At 66.7% G+C, this 14,999-nt stretch carries 13 protein-coding genes; 9 read left to right on the forward strand and 4 right to left on the reverse strand.

What is annotated here, in order from left to right; genetic code table 11:
• Window positions 1-59: 59 nt before the first annotated feature.
• A complete protein-coding gene (locus LC066_RS20760; RefSeq protein ID WP_224903289.1) occupies window positions 60-1,085 on the reverse strand; it encodes a helix-turn-helix transcriptional regulator in 1,026 nt (341 codons plus the stop codon).
• A 228-nt stretch (window positions 1,086-1,313) separates the two neighbouring features.
• Between LC066_RS20760 and cysD the strand changes: the two genes are divergently transcribed.
• The 4 genes from cysD (at window position 1,314) to LC066_RS20780 (ending at window position 6,128) form a co-directional block, all read left to right on the forward strand.
• Window positions 1,314-2,219 (forward strand): sulfate adenylyltransferase subunit CysD, encoded by a 906-nt coding sequence (cysD, locus tag LC066_RS20765; protein WP_085890174.1) that lies wholly within the window; start codon window positions 1,314-1,316, stop codon window positions 2,217-2,219.
• 49 nt (window positions 2,220-2,268) lie between these two features.
• Complete coding sequence (cysN, locus tag LC066_RS20770) at window positions 2,269-4,185, forward strand: sulfate adenylyltransferase subunit CysN (RefSeq protein WP_224903292.1); 1,917 nt, start codon at window positions 2,269-2,271, stop codon at window positions 4,183-4,185.
• Window positions 4,186-4,291: 106 nt separating this feature from the next.
• Complete coding sequence (cysQ, locus tag LC066_RS20775; protein ID WP_224903294.1) at window positions 4,292-5,086, forward strand: 3'(2'),5'-bisphosphate nucleotidase CysQ; 795 nt, start codon at window positions 4,292-4,294, stop codon at window positions 5,084-5,086.
• 55 nt (window positions 5,087-5,141) lie between these two features.
• Window positions 5,142-6,128, forward strand: coding sequence for an endonuclease/exonuclease/phosphatase family protein (locus LC066_RS20780; protein WP_224903297.1), 987 nt, complete (start codon window positions 5,142-5,144; stop codon window positions 6,126-6,128).
• Between the two features lie 3 nt (window positions 6,129-6,131).
• Here the strand turns inward: LC066_RS20780 and LC066_RS20785 are convergent, their stop codons facing one another.
• Entirely contained in the window at window positions 6,132-6,884 is a 753-nt protein-coding gene (locus LC066_RS20785; protein WP_224903300.1) for a metallophosphoesterase family protein, read from the reverse strand.
• Window positions 6,885-7,046: 162 nt separating this feature from the next.
• On the opposite strand from LC066_RS20785, the gene LC066_RS20790 reads away from it, so the two are divergent.
• The 5 genes from LC066_RS20790 (at window position 7,047) to LC066_RS20810 (ending at window position 12,813) form a co-directional block, all read left to right on the forward strand.
• Window positions 7,047-9,239 carry a YjbH domain-containing protein gene (locus tag LC066_RS20790; RefSeq protein ID WP_224903302.1) on the forward strand — a complete coding sequence of 731 codons (2,193 nt, stop codon included), beginning with the start codon at window positions 7,047-7,049 and terminating at the stop codon, window positions 9,237-9,239.
• Entirely contained in the window at window positions 9,236-9,910 is a 675-nt protein-coding gene (locus tag LC066_RS20795) for a YjbF family lipoprotein (protein ID WP_224903305.1), read from the forward strand. The genes LC066_RS20790 and LC066_RS20795 overlap by 4 nt, the downstream gene beginning before the upstream one ends.
• Window positions 9,911-9,936: 26 nt before the next feature.
• Window positions 9,937-11,301: a polysaccharide biosynthesis/export family protein gene (locus LC066_RS20800; protein WP_224903307.1), complete on the forward strand. Its 1,365-nt coding sequence runs from the start codon at window positions 9,937-9,939 to the stop codon at window positions 11,299-11,301.
• Window positions 11,302-11,661: 360 nt separating this feature from the next.
• Window positions 11,662-11,880, forward strand: coding sequence for a hypothetical protein (locus LC066_RS20805; RefSeq protein WP_224903311.1), 219 nt, complete (start codon window positions 11,662-11,664; stop codon window positions 11,878-11,880).
• A gap of 237 nt (window positions 11,881-12,117) precedes the next feature.
• Window positions 12,118-12,813 (forward strand): sugar transferase, encoded by a 696-nt coding sequence (locus tag LC066_RS20810; protein WP_224903315.1) that lies wholly within the window; start codon window positions 12,118-12,120, stop codon window positions 12,811-12,813.
• A 91-nt stretch (window positions 12,814-12,904) separates the two neighbouring features.
• On the opposite strand, the gene LC066_RS20815 is transcribed toward LC066_RS20810, so the two are convergent.
• Window positions 12,905-13,432, reverse strand: a complete 528-nt coding sequence (locus LC066_RS20815; RefSeq protein ID WP_224903318.1) for a hypothetical protein — start codon at window positions 13,430-13,432, stop codon at window positions 12,905-12,907.
• 10 nt (window positions 13,433-13,442) lie between these two features.
• On the reverse strand, window positions 13,443-14,999 hold a 1,557-nt coding region (locus LC066_RS20820; RefSeq protein WP_224903321.1), incomplete at its 5' end, for a hypothetical protein.

The following is a 14,999-nucleotide window of genomic DNA, read 5'->3' on the forward strand; positions in this document are numbered from 1 at the left end:
GAACGGCGGGCTGAGGCCCACACCTTCGACACCGGATCGGGGCCGGGCAGGGCAGGGGGTCAGACCTCGCTGTCCGGCCCGGCCTCGTCTGTGTCCGGGGCGGCCAGCCACAGGGCGCCCGCCTGCATCCGCCGGATCACCCCGGCCTGGCCGCGTACGCCCATGCGGGCGAAGACCTGCTTCGAGGCGCTGCGGGTGCTTTCCAGGGTCCAGCCCAGATCGGCGGCCGCCTCGGCCAGCGTGCGGCCATCGCAGATCAGCTGCGCCAGCCGGGCCTCGGCGGGCGCCAGGGCGAAATGGCGCGCCACCACCTCCACCGGCAGGGCCGCGGCCCGGGGGCTACGGCGCAGCCGGGCCAGGCGGGGGCCGTCGGAGGGGGCGGTGATCCGCATCTCCAGCCGGGGCGCGTCGCTCAGGACCAGCAGGGCAGGGGGGGCGTCCGGCCCCGTGCGCGCCAGGGCCGCGCGCAGGGCCTGGGCGGTGGCCTCCTCGGGCAGGTGCAGCCGCCCGTCGCTGCCCAACCGGATCCCGGTGCCCGTCAGCAGATCCTCCAGCCCCGGCGCCCGGTCGAGGATCTGCCCCCCGGCGGAAAAGAGGATCCAGGCGGCGCCCAGGGCGCGCGCCAGGGCCTGCTCCTGCGCGGCGCGGGCGCGGGCGGCCTCGGCCGCCTGCCAGCCGGTCAGGGCGGGGCCGAGGTAGGGGGCGAGCGTGGACAGCTGGACCCCGTCGATGGCGCGGAAATCCTCCGCCCCCTCGGGGCGGGCGAGCCACAGCAGCGCGGTGCCCCCGGGGCCGGCGGGGGCGCGCAGCGCCCGCAGCGGCGCGCGGCGGGTCATCAGGCCCGGCAGGTCTCCCTGGGCATAGACCCGGCCCAGGCGCATCTTGTCGGTTTCCTCCAGCGCGGGCGGCGGCGCCCCGTGATGCCAGGCGGCCACCGGACGCCCGGCCTGTTCAAGGCGCAGGGCGACGGTTCCGGCGCGGGTGGTTTCGGCCAGCAGGCGCAAGAGCTCCGCCCAGCCCGGCGCGCCCGGCGGGGCGCTGGCGGCCGCGATGAGGCTCTGCAGGATCTCCGTCTCGCTGGCCATCCGCCTGTCCTGCTCCTGTTCCGGTCTGACCCTGTCCGCTGGGTCGTCTGCCTGTGCCTTGGGCGGAAAACCGGGAAAATCCGCCCATTCCGGCGGGAAATCGCGGAGGTCCTCCCTGATTTCGCCGGTTTGTCCGACCACCTCCCATTTGGGGGGTGCCGCTATCTAATCCCCCGCCTAGCTCTGGGACAAGACGTGATCTGACAGAGACGACCAGACAGGATGGCCATGACCAGCAAGACCCTGACCCACCTCCAGCGCCTGGAAGCGGAAAGCATCCACATCCTGCGCGAGGTCGCCGCCGAAGCCGAAAACCCGGTGATGCTCTACTCCGTGGGCAAGGACAGCGCGGTGATGCTGCACCTGGCCAAGAAGGCCTTCTACCCCTCGCCGCCGCCCTTCCCGCTGATGCACGTGGACACCACCTGGAAGTTCCAGGACATGTACAAGCTGCGCGACCGGGCCGCCGCCGAGGCGGGGATGGAGCTGATCGTCTACCAGAACCCCGAGGCCAAGGAGCGCGGCATCAACCCCTTCGACCATGGCGGGCTGCACACCGACATGTGGAAGACCGAGGGGCTGAAGCAGGCGCTGGACAAGCACGGCTTCGATGCGGCCTTCGGCGGCGCGCGCCGCGACGAGGAGAAATCCCGGGCCAAGGAACGTGTCTTCTCGTTCCGCACCTCCTCGCACCGCTGGGATCCGAAGAACCAGCGCCCCGAGCTCTGGCGGCTCTACAACGCCCGCAAGAACAAGGGCGAGAGCATGCGGGTCTTCCCGATCTCCAACTGGACCGAGCTGGACATCTGGCAGTACATCCACCTGGAAAACATCGACATCGTGCCGCTGTACATGGCCGAGCCGCGCCCCACGGTGGAACGCGACGGCATGCTGCTGATGGTGGATGACGACCGCTTCCCGCTGAAGGACGGCGAAGAGCCCGTCATGCGCTCGATCCGCTTCCGCACGCTCGGCTGCTACCCGCTGACCGGGGCGGTGGAGAGCACCGCCAAGACGCTGCCGGAGGTCATCCAGGAAACCCTGCTGACCACCACCTCGGAACGTCAGGGCCGCGCCATCGACCACGATCAGGCGGCCTCCATGGAGAAGAAGAAACAGGACGGCTACTTCTGAGCCCCTTTCCTCTCCGTTTCAGGCCCAACCAGATTTCAGGTGTTTCGCTATGACGACCCAAGACCAAGATCCCATCTACAAGACCGACGCGCTGATCGCCGAGGACATCGACGCCTACCTGGAGACGCACCAGCACAAGACCATGCTGCGTTTCATCACCTGCGGTTCGGTGGATGACGGCAAGTCGACGCTGATCGGCCGGCTTCTCTACGACAGCAAGATGATCTTCGAGGATCAGCTGGCCACGCTGGAGGCCGACAGCAAGAAATCGGGCACGCAAGGCGAGGGCATCGACTTCGCCCTGCTGGTCGACGGGCTGGCCGCCGAGCGCGAGCAGGGCATCACCATCGACGTGGCCTATCGCTTCTTCACCACGGAAAAGCGCAAGTTCATCGTCGCCGATACCCCCGGCCACGAACAATACACCCGCAACATGGTCACCGGCGCCTCCACGGCCGACCTGGCGGTGATCCTGATCGACGCGCGCAAGGGCGTGCTGACCCAGACCAAGCGCCACAGCTACCTGGTGCATCTGCTGGGCATCAAGAACGTGGTGCTGGCGGTCAACAAGATGGACCTGGTGGATTACAGCCAGGAGGTCTTCGACCAGATCGTGTCGGATTACCGCGCCTTCGCCGCCTCCATCGGCATCGAGGCCTTCGTGCCGATCCCGATCTCGGGCTACATGGGCGACAACATCACCGCGCCCTCGGAAAACACGCCCTGGTACGACGGCGTCTCGCTGCTGCCGCACCTGGAAGAGGTGGACATCGAAAGCACGAAGGAGCCCCAGGCGGCCCCCTTCCGCATGCCGGTGCAATGGGTGAACCGCCCCAACCTCGACTTCCGCGGCTTTTCCGGCCTGATCGCCTCGGGCGTCATCCAGCCGGGGGACCCGGTGCGGGTGCTGCCCTCGGGCAAGACCTCGAAGGTGGCGCGGGTCGTGACCTATGACGGTGACCGCGCCATGGCCGTGGCCGGCGAGGCGGTGACCCTGACCCTGGAAGACGAGATCGACTGTTCCCGTGGCCAGGTCATCGTGGCGGCGCAGTCGCCCCTGGAGGTGGCCGACCAGTTCGAGAGCACCCTCATCTGGATGGATGAACAGGAAATGGTGCCGGGCCGGGCCTACTGGCTGAAGATCGGCACCCAGACCGTTTCCGCCACCGTGCAGCACCCCAAGTACGAGGTGAACGTCAACACCCAGGAACACCTGGCCTCGAAGACGCTGGACCTGAACGCCATCGGCGTGGCGAACATCACCACCGACCGCGAGATCCCCTTCGCCCCCTATGGCGAAAACCACGACCTGGGCGGCTTCATCCTGGTGGACAAGTTCACCAACCAGACCGTCGCGGCCGGCATGATCAACTTCGCCCTGCGCCGGGCCCAGAACATCCACTGGCAGGCCACCGACATTGCCCGCGAGGATCACGCGGCGATGAAGAACCAGAAGCCGGCGGTGATCTGGCTGACCGGCCTCTCGGGCTCGGGCAAGTCCACCATCGGCAATATCGTCGAGAAGAAGCTGGCGCGGATGAACCGCCACACCTTCCTGCTGGACGGCGACAACGTGCGCCACGGGCTGAACAAGGACCTGGGCTTCACCGAGGCCGACCGGATCGAGAACATCCGCCGGGTCGGTGAGGTGGCCAAGCTGATGACCGATGCCGGTCTCATCGTCATCACCGCCTTCATCTCGCCCTTCCGCAGCGAACGCGAGATGGTGCGGGCGATGATGCAGCCGGGCGAGTTCGTCGAGGTCTTCGTCGACACGCCGCTGGAGGTCGCCGAGGCCCGCGACGTGAAGGGGCTCTATGCCAAGGCGCGCTCGGGCCAGCTGAAGAACTTCACCGGCATCGACAGCCCCTACGAGGCGCCCGACGCCCCCGAGATCCGCGTCGACACCACCGAGATGACGCCGGAACAGGCGGCCGATGCGATCATCGCGCGGCTGATCCCCTGATCGGCGACCCTTTCGCCCGCCCCTGCCCGGGGCGGGCGTTTCCCTTTGCGGGACCCCCGTTCAGACCAGTCATTTCCCCCCCGACAGATTTCCGAAGGAGAGAGCCTTGGACTACGAAAAGCTCGTGACCGTGATGCGCACCCTCGCGCTTGAGGCCGGCGACAAGATCATGGAGATCTACAATTCCGACGACTTCGAGGTGAAGACCAAGTCGGATGAAAGCCCGGTCACCGCCGCCGACGAGGCCGCCGATGCGCTGATCTCCGACGGGCTGCGCGCCGCCTTCCCCGAGGTGCTGCTGGTGACCGAGGAGCAATCGGCCTCCCACGGGCAGACGGCCCCCACCTTCCTGATCGTCGATCCGCTGGACGGCACCAAGGAGTTCATCAACCGGCGCGGCGATTTCACCGTCAACATCGCCCTGGTCGAGGACGGCACGCCTGTCCGCGGCGTGGTCTATGCCCCGGCGCGCGACCGGATGTTCTACACCCTGGCCGATGGCTCCACCGTCGAGGAGCTGGGCCCCTTCGGCGCAGAGCCGGGCGAGGTGAAGCCGATCCGTGTCGCCGACAGCGACAATGACGCGCTGATGGTCGTGGCCTCCAAGTCGCACCGCGACCAGGCCACCGACGACTACATCGGCAAATACGCGGTGAAGGACATGACCAGCGCGGGGTCGTCGCTGAAGTTCTGCCTGGTGGCCACGGGCGAGGCGGATCTCTACCCGCGCCTGGGTCGCACCATGGAATGGGACACCGCCGCCGGCCACGCCGTCCTGCTGGGCGCCGGCGGCCAGGTGGTGCGCTTCGACGACCTGACGCCGCTGACCTACGGCAAGGCCGATTACGCCAACCCCTTCTTCATCGCCTACGCCCCGGGCGTGGCGCTGAAGGAAGGCTGACCGGCGACCGCGGGCCGGCCGCCATGGCCGGGCGGCGGGAAAGGGTGCAGTGGCCATGTCCTCCTTGCGTGAGCGTCTTCGGGAGCGCCTTGTCGGGGCGTTTCTTCTTCTGGCGGCCCTCTGCGTTCTGCTGGGGGCCTTTTCCGGTCAGGTGCCGGATCCCTGGTTCTTCTCCGCCCTGCCGCGTTTCCTCGAGAATGTTCTGCCCTGGATCCTTGCGGCGGGGCTGGGTCTGTCGGGGCTGACGGTCTGCCTCGGGGCGCGCTGGACGGGGGCGCTGATGGCGGTGCTGTGCCTGCTGGCGGGCGGCGGGATCGCCTGGCAGCATCTGCGGCTGAGCGCGCCGACCGTGGCCGGGCCGGCGGACCTGAGGGTGCTGTTCTTCAACGTGGAAAGTTCCAACGACGCCAATGCCCGGGCCATCGCCGAACGGGTGATCGCGCAGGATCCCGACGTGGTGGTCTTTGCCGAGGCCCACCCGATGCGCCTGGCCCGGGACCTTCTGAAGGCCCATTACGCCTTCGCGCCGGACTGCCCCCAGGGGGGCTGCGCCATGCAGGTCTATGCGCATGAGATCCCGGACCGCTACGAGTTTCGCGACCTGTCGGGCGTCTACGGCACCCGCTTCTTCCATGCTGTCTTCGAGACGGGCCTCGAGACGGGGGGGCAGGGGTTCGACCTCTACGGGGTGCATCTGCTGAAGCCCTGGCTGTCGGGGATCGCCCCGTCCGAACGCAACAGGCTCATCCGCCGGCTGACGCGGGATGCGGAGGCGGGCCCGCGCCCCGCGGTGATGCTGGGCGATTACAACGCGGCGCCCTGGAACCACGCCCTGGTGGAGCTGATGCAGCGCACCGGGTTCCGGGCCGAACGGCGTCTGACGGGCACCTGGCCGCCGGCGGCGGGCGACTGGGGGGTGCCGCTGGACCATGCGCTGGTGCGGGGGGGCATGCGGGTGGTCTCGGTCCAGCCGATGGGAGAGGGCCTGGGGTCGAACCATCGCGGATTGCTGGTCAGCCTGCGCCGCGACGGGGCCGGGTAGCCGTCAGGTCTCGAAGAAGTCGACCGTGCCGGGGCGGACCAGGGCCGTGGTCAGCCGGCCCGTGGCATAGGCGCCGGTGTCGATGCCGATGCAGCCATTGGCCGGGGTGATGTCTTCCTGGATCGTATGGCCGTGGATCACCCAGGTTTCGTCCTGGCGGGCCAGCTCGCCGAAGTCGGGATGCCCCCAGAGCAGGGTTTCTTCGGGCTGCTCGTCGATCGGCAGCGCCGGGTCGGTGCCGGCATGGACCACCGCCAGGTTGCCGTTGCGCCAGATCAGGGGCAGGTCGCGCAGCCAGGCCTCTGTCTCGGGGCCCATGGCCTCGCGCAGGGCGTCGCGCGTCCGGCTCCAGTCGCCGCGCCGGGCCGAACTGGGCGAGGGCGGCACCACCTGGTAGCTGGCCAGGGTCTGCAGACCGCCGTAGCGCAGCCAGCGGCTGCCGTTCATGCCGGGGTCGTCGAGGAAGCTCAGCAGCATGGCCTCGTGGTTGCCACGCAGACAGATGACCTCGGCCGAATGGGTCTGCTGGTGCCGGCGCAGCCGTTCCAGCACCCCGGCGCTGTGATCGCCGCGATCAATGTAATCGCCGACGAAGACATGCGGGGTGCCCGGAGCGTGCCGCTCCATGTGGGCAAGAACCTGAATCAGCAAGTCCTCGCGTCCGTGGACGTCGCCTATGGCGAAAAACGGCCAGTCCGGGGCCAGGCGCGCTGAAAATGTGGGTTTTGCGTTACGCTGCTTGCGACGGAAGAACATGGTTGGAAAATAAGGCGTTTATTCCGATTTGCCATATCTGCCAGAAAGACGGGGACGCTGCACGTGGATTCGAGGTGATCCAGGTTCGCGCTCTGGTAATAGAGGGGCGGGGGCCGTAGTAGTCGATGAGAAGACGCGCGTCCTAAGGGTGGGAAGACGAGAATGCGGCTGCTTGGGCTGAAGAATAGGGCACTGATGCTGGCTGCGGGGGTCGTTCTGACCGGAACGACCGGATTGCAGTCGCAGACCGAGGTGGTCACCGAACGCCCGCTCAGCCCCTGGGACCGCCCGACCCTGAGCTTCTTCGGCACCCCCGGCCTGGTCGACATGCCGAGCGCGGACATGATGCGCGATGGCGATCTTTCCTTGTCGTTCAATGCCTTCGGCCCCACGCAACGCTATGCGCTGACCTTCCAGATCACGCCGCGGCTGTCGGGGACCTTCCGCTATGCGTTGATCCAGGACTACGACAGCGACAACCGGACCCGCTATGACCGCAGTTTCGACCTGCGCTACCGGCTGGTGGAAGAGCGGGGCTGGGTGCCCGACGTGGTCATCGGCCTGCAGGATTTCGGCGGCACCGGGATCTATGCCGGGGAATTCCTGGTCGCGGGCAAGACCCTGCCGGGCAACCTGAGGGTGAGTGCCGGCCTGGGCTGGGGCCGGCTGGCCACCCGGGATTCCTTCGACAACCCCCTGTCCGTCATCAGCGACAGCTTTGATCGCCGGGCGGGCTTTGCCGGCACCGGGGAGTTCGATCTCGACAACTTCTTCCGCGGCGAGGCCGCCTTCTTCGGTGGGATCCAGTGGCAGGCGACCGAACGGCTGTCCATGGCGGTGGAATATTCCACCGACACCCAGGCGCCCGAAGTCGACCGGGCGGAATATGACTACTCTTCGCCTCTGAACTTCGCCGCCACCTACCGGCTGCGGCCGGGGCTGGACCTGACCGGGGCCTGGATGCACGGCACCACCGCGGGGCTGATGCTGAACTACACGATGAACCCGCTGACCCCGGTGGAACCCTCGGGCACCGAGGCGGCGCCGCCGCCGGTGGTGCCGCGGCAATCGGCGGCCGCCCTGGGCTGGGGGGATGTCGGTCGCCTGGGCACCGGGCAGCCGCGCGCGGACGGCGGGCAGGGGCCCGACATCCGGGCCATGGCCCGGGCGCAGATGGCGGCCCTGGGGCTTGAACTGATGTCCTTCGAGCTGAGCCGCGACCAGGTGCGCCTGCACATGCGCAACATGCGCTACCCCGCCCAGCCCGAGGCGATCGGGCGCACCGCCCGGGTGCTCAGCGGCCTGCTGCCGCCCGAGGTCGAGACCATCGTCATCTACCTGGACGAAGGCGGCCTGACCCCCGCGGTGGTCACGCTGAACCGCTCGGATCTGGAAAGCCTGGAATTCGATGTCGACGGCAGCTGGAAGAGCTTCTCCCGGGCCCATATCCGCGCCGCCGAGCCGGGCGAGAACCTGCGCGCGGCCGGCGATGCCGTGCTGCCCGACACCTTCCCGCGGCTTTCCTACCGCCTCGGCGGTTTCGTGGAGCCGTCCTATTTCGACCCCGACAACCCGGTGCGCTACAATGCCGGCCTGCAGTTCGACCTGGATTACGAGGTGACGCCCGGGCTGCGCTTCAGCACGCTGCTGCGCCAGCCGCTGATCGGCAACCGCGACGAGGTCACCCGGACCTCGGATTCGGTCCTGCCGCATGTGCGCTCGGATGGCGGGCTCTATGACCGGGAAACCGATTTCGAGATCCGCAACCTTTACGGCAACTACAGTTTCCAGCCCGGCGGTGATCTCTACGGCCGGGTCACCGCGGGCTACCTGGAAAAGATGTATGCCGGTGTCTCGGGCGAGCTGCTGTGGAAGCCCGTGGACAGCCGCCTGGCCCTGGGCATGGAGCTGAACTACGTCCAGCAACGCGCCTTCGACGGGCTGTTCGGGCTGCGCGACTACGAGGTCGCGACCGGCCATGCCTCGGCCTATTACGACATGGGCAACGGCTTCATCGGCCAGGTCGATGCCGGGCGCTACCTGGCCAAGGACTGGGGCGCCACCTTCTCGCTGATGCGCGAGTTCAACAACGGCTTCCAGGTCGGGGCCTATTTCACCCTCACCGATGTCTCTTCCGAGGAGTTCGGCGAAGGGGCCTTCGACAAGGGGATCTGGTTCCGCGTGCCGATCACCTGGCTCAGCGGCACGCCGAGCAAGAGCGGCTTCAGCCAGACCCTGCGCCCGCTGACCCGGGACGGTGGCGCGCGCCTGAACGTGCCGGAACGTCTCTACCCGGCGCTGCGGGGCAGCCAGGTGCCGGAACTTGAGGAAGACTGGGGAAGGTTCTGGAAATGATGGCACTGCGCGTTCTGGGCCTGGCCTGCCTGCTGCCGCTCCTGGTCGCCTGCGGGAGGATCAATCCCAGCGAATTGCCCGGGGCGATGCAGCTGGAAGGCGGCAACGCGGTCTCCGGGTCCCGGACCCTCACCGATGACCGTTACGTCCGGCTGCTGGAACGGGCCGGCGAGCCCGGGGTGCGGGCGATGATGGCCGCCCGTGTCGATCGCAACACCAAGTCGCTGCTGATGATGGCCTCGCGGGCCGCGGACGGGACGGAAACCTGGCTGACCGCGGACGGGGGCAGCGTCTCCTTCCAGGACGGGATGCTGGTGGCCACCCGCAAGATCCCGCCGGACATGATCGCCGCTGATGTCTCCGAGGTCTCCGCGTTGGTTCACGCCCGCCGGGGCGGGCAGGCCGAGCGGTTCCACAGCTATCTCGACGGCAATCACTCGGTCTATATTCGCAGCTATGTCTGCACGGTGACCCCCGGGGCGCTGGAGCCCCTGGTGCTGCTGAACGGGTCGACCCGCACCGTGCGGGTGATGGCCGAACACTGCACCGGTCGCGACGAGACCTTCGAGAACTTCTACTGGGTCGATCCCGGGACCGGCGAGATCCTGACTTCATTGCAATATGCCTCCCGCGATGCGGGCGCCTTCCTGTTCCAGGAGGTGCGACGGTGACAGTACTTTATGGGAGAACCCCTCTTATGCGTGTTTTCGTAGCCCTGGTGACCATGCTCAGCCTGTCGAGCTGTGGCGTTGTCTACTTCAGCCCGGCCATGAACCGGACCAGCAGTGGCGATACCAAGGTCAGGGTGCTGCCGATCACCGCCGAAAGCGTGCTGGCGGCGAACAATGATGATTACACGCCGCTGCCGCTGCCCGCGGCCTTCCGCCAGACGGCAGCGCCAAGCGGCGGCCCCGTCGGCCTGGGGGCGCTGCCCGACCCCGTCTATGACCCGACGGACAAGCCGCAGGCCCTGGAGACCCGCGTGCCGCCGCCCGCCAACCCGGGCCCCTACCGCATCGGCATCAGCGACGAGATCACCTTCGCCACCCCGCGGGGCGGCTCCACGGCCGAGGAACTGGCCGGCCTGCTGGCGGCCCAGAACAGCCGCCAGGGCTACACGGTGCAGGATGACGGCTCGATCGCGATCCCCAACATCGGCCGTGTCGAATTGGCCGGGCTGACCCTGGACGAGGCGGAGAACCGTCTGTTCCAGGCCCTGGTCGAACGCCAGTTCGATCCGTCCTTCAGTGTCGAGATCTCCGGGTTCAACTCCAAGCATGTGTCGATCGGGGGCAGCGTCGGCAGCACCGGCGTGCTGCCGATCACCCTGTCGCCTCTCTACCTCGAGGATGCGCTGGTGCGCAGCGGCGGGGTGAACGTGCGTGACCTGGACTATGCCTCGGTGCGGATCTACCGCGACGGGACGCTCTACCAGATCCCGCTGACCGAACTCTACTCGGATACCGCGCTGCAGAAGATCCGTCTGGTCGACGGCGATGCCATTTTCGTCGACGAGACCTTCGAGCTGGACCTGGCCCAGGCCTACTTCTCCCAGCAGATCCAGCTGGCGCAGCTGCGCCGGACGCAGCGGACCTCGGCCCTGTCGGACCTGAACTCCGAGATCAACATGCGCCGGGCCCAGCTGAACGAACAGCGCAGCCTGTACAATGGCCTGGAGAGCCAGGGTGCGATCAAGCGGGAATACGTCTACATCACCGGCTCGGTCTCGAACCAGACGCGCATGACCTTGCCCTACGAGCAGCGCCTGACGCTGGCCGATGCGCTGTTCAGCGAGAGCGGGTCGGGCGGGGTGCCGATCGCCAATGCCGATGCGCGCAAGTTCTACGTCCTGCGCACCTCGTCGAACCCGAAGGACTTCGGCTCGGTCACGGCCTGGCAGCTGAACGTGCTGAGCGCCACCAACCTGCCCCTGGCGACCCGGTTCGAGCTGCGTCCGAACGACGTGATCTTCGTGGCCGAACAGCCGGTGACCCGGTGGAACCGCGTGATGAACCAGATCACCCCGACCATTGTGCGCCTGAACTCCGTGACACAGCAGTGATCTGACGGTGCCGGCAGGAGGGATCCTGCCGGCACCGGTGGGTCACGGGAGTGACCCCGGGGTGAGTCGCGGATAAAGGGTAAATGAACTATTAATACATATTATGTTAATAATTATGACCACCACGATGCTGCGCTGCGGCTTCTACGACAGCAAACGTGACCAGTTGCGCGCCATTTTTGCCCTCTAAAGGTAGATCTTTCGCAAGAACTCGCTGCTTTGAGCTGTTAGAGAACGGATGAGTTTGGCTTGTCATGTTCCCAACCTAGTAATCATGATAGCGTTGAACGTAGTTAAGGAGATTGTCCCATGTTCTTGTCTCGACCCCTTAAGACCGCAGCAACTTGTGTCGCCCTGTCCATGGCGCTGACGGCTCCGGCCCTGGCCCAGGAAGAAAACGTGACGCCCACGACCCCTGCGACGCCGCCGATCGATCCCAATGCCGTGTTCCAGATCGCGGGCTACGGGCAGCTGACCGGCACCGCCGTGATCGCCCTTGCGGCGACCCTTGGCGTGACGGTGGCCTCCCTGCTGGCCTCGGATGGTGACGGTGTGACCCCGTCGACCCCCTCGACCTGATTTTAAGACAGGCCCGGGCCCTACCGGCCCCGGGCCGACCTGGCTGAATGTGAAACGTCTTGCGGCTTTTGGGTTCGTGGGGTTTCCAGGCTATTGATTGAAGGCAATGAAAATTTGAAATCGTGGTGCCAGTCCCGGGGGATCTTCTGACCCCTCTCTCGAATACGGCCATGACACGGGGTGTCCCCCCCTGTCGTCATCGGAACCGGATCGGGCGGCACTGGAAGGAGAGATGGCGTGAAAACTTTTGGTGGTTCAAGTTTCACGGATTCCGTTCCCGTCCCCTACTTGGAGGGCAGCCCCTCGGCCAGGGCACCGGGCCTTTATGCCCGGTTCGGCAAGCGGCTTTTCGACATTGCCCTGGCGCTGGTCCTGCTGCCGATGATCGTCCCGATGATCATGGTGGTCTGGGCGCTGACGCGCTGCGACGGCGGACCGGGGTTCTACAGCCAGTACCGGGTCGGCCGGAATGGCCGCATCTTCAAGTGCTGGAAGGTCCGCACGATGGTGATGGATGCCGAACGCATCCTCAGCGAGCTCTGTGAGAAGGACCCGGCGATCGCCGAGGAATGGAAAACCAACCAGAAGCTGGAGAATGATCCCCGGATCACCCCGGTCGGCAAGTTCCTGAGGATGACCAGCCTCGATGAGCTGCCGCAGATCTGGAACATCCTGGTCGGCGACATGAGCTTCATCGGGCCCCGCCCCTTCATGACCAGCCAGGACAGCCTGTACCGGGCTGCCGGGGGACAGGCCTACTTCCGGCTGCGCCCGGGGTTGACCGGTCCCTGGCAGGTCGAGGGCCGTGGCGCCTCGACCTTCGCGGACCGGGTCCGTTTCGACGAGGCCTACCTGGCCCGCCTGTCGCTGAAGACCGACCTGCGGCTGGTCTGGCTGACGGTGAAGGTGCTGCTGAAGGGCACCGGCCACTGACCGGGCTCCGAAGGGCCTGACCGACAGGCGGCGCCGCCCGGAAGGGCCGCGCCGCTTTTCCTTTTGCGGGTCTTTTCCTTTTGGGCCGGTGTCAGGCTGCCGCGATCTCCGTCTCGGCCTGGTCCAGCGCCAGGGTGACGGCCGCCAGGTCGCCGGCGGCAAGAAGCGCCTCGCGCCCGCGGCGGCGGATGTTCTCCGCCGCCGCGATGGCGCCGCGATAGACGGCGCCGCGATCGGCCAGTTCCTGGGCCAATGCGCTGGCGGTCAGGCTGCTGCCGGCGGCCTCGGCTTCGATCAGCTGCTGCTCCAGCGTCGAGGGGCTGCCGCCCAGGTAGGCCCGGGCGGCACTTTCGCGGCTGAACCAGAAGGGAAGCTGCGCCGGCGAGAGGTCGGCGGTGATATCCTGCAGATGTGCCTCCAGCATTTGGTCCAGGCTGCGCAGGGCCTCCTCGCGCGCCTGTTCCAGGGAGGGCGTGGCCGGCAGCGGGCTGGTGGCCGGCGCCGGCAGCAGACCGTAGAGGTAGCGGGTGGTGCCCGCGTCGTCATGCAGGAGATCCAGCAGCACCAGGGTGGGATCGGATTGCACGGTGTCGTGGACTTGGGTGACGGGATCGCTCATCGGGCCCTCCTTACAGTCGGGTGATGCTGCCACGGAACTCCATGGCATAGGGGATATCGAGGACGACGCGGTTCTCGGCATTGATGCTGACCGTGTAGCCCCCGTCGTTCTGCAGCATGCTGATCGAGGTGGCATCGTTGTGCCGGGTGATCCGCCAGAGCCCGCCGCTGACGTTCCCCGCATAGCGCGAGCCGGTGACCTGCAGCAGGTAGCTGTGGGCGTTCAGCACGGTCAGGGTGGAGACATGCTGGAACGTGGCACCATAGTTATATCCGAAGCGTTCGCCCTGCGCGGTCCCGGGCACGGCGCTCTTGGTGTTGACCAGTTTGCCGGTCGTGGTGCCGATGGCGGTGATTGTCCCCGCCACGGTGAAGTTCCTGTCCGATCCGATATCGGTATATTCCCGGAGCGACCCGTAGTGGCTACCGGCTTTCAGGGTGTTGGCCCCGATGATCACCCCGTCGTTGTAGAATTCCTTGTAGAAGCCGTAGAGGCCGTGCACCAGGTTGTCTTCGATCCGCAGCCCGTTGCAGATGAAGGCATAGACGAAGTTACAGCTTTGAGGGGGGACATAGCCTTCTTCCATCTTCACCACGTTGTTTGACACCAGGCAATCCCGGATGGCGGTATTGGAGCCGTGCTGACCATCACCACCGAAATTGAAGACCGTGAAGTGGCTGGGATTTGTGATCACGTTGCCACTGGCCGTGACCGGCCCGGCCCCGATCAGCGTATCGGCATACTGCGTACTGCCCAGATGCGCATGGCCGCAGAACAGCAGGCCGCCCCCCTGCCCCACGTTGCCGGTGAAGGTCACGTCCTGGCAGTTGTAGAGATCGAAGAAGCTGTGCGGGGTCGTGCCGTTCGAGGCGTCAAAGGTATTGTTGGAAATGACGATGTTGCGGGCCTTGGAGATTTGATTGTACTCGCTGTCGGTCATCTCGGTGTAGAAGTGATTGCCCTGTATGCGGATCATGCCGGCGCCATGGCCGATGCGGGGAACGGTGGCATGGGTCCCGCCACTGATGCGCATGATATAGCCCGGGCCGGGCACATGCAGGGTGCAGCCTTCGATCGACACGTCATAACAGTGCAGCAGGCTGAAGGCCCCGGCGCACTGCCCCCCGTTCCGGCCATCGCCATAGACCTCGACATTGCTGATCCGGCTGCGCTTGATCGAGGTCAGGGCGTCTGACCCGGGATGCGTACCCTCGACCTTGGGGTTGTCCCCCGCGTGCACGGCCTGGGAGTAGGACAGGATCCGCAGGTCCCTCAGGAGGAGCTCGGCGAAGTCGTGCGGGGCGCTGAACAGCGCTGTCTTGAGGCTGGTGTCGTGGTTTTTCCAGGTGCCGCCTTCTATCTGCAGGACCGAAGTGCCCCCCTCGAGCGTGCCGTCGCCGTCCATCTCGAAGATGAAGGCCTCGGAGAGCACGTTGGAAAAGTTGGCCCGGGTCGAGAATTCGGCGGGCAGGGTGTGGATCGTCGCCGCATCGGAACACCGGATCCGCACATCACCGGCCGTGGTCCGCAAGGTCGCCCCCGACAGCTGCCAGTCTCCGGCCGGGAT

The organism is Pseudooceanicola marinus (assembly GCF_020177265.1).
Lineage (GTDB): Bacteria > Pseudomonadota > Alphaproteobacteria > Rhodobacterales > Rhodobacteraceae > Pseudooceanicola > Pseudooceanicola marinus_A.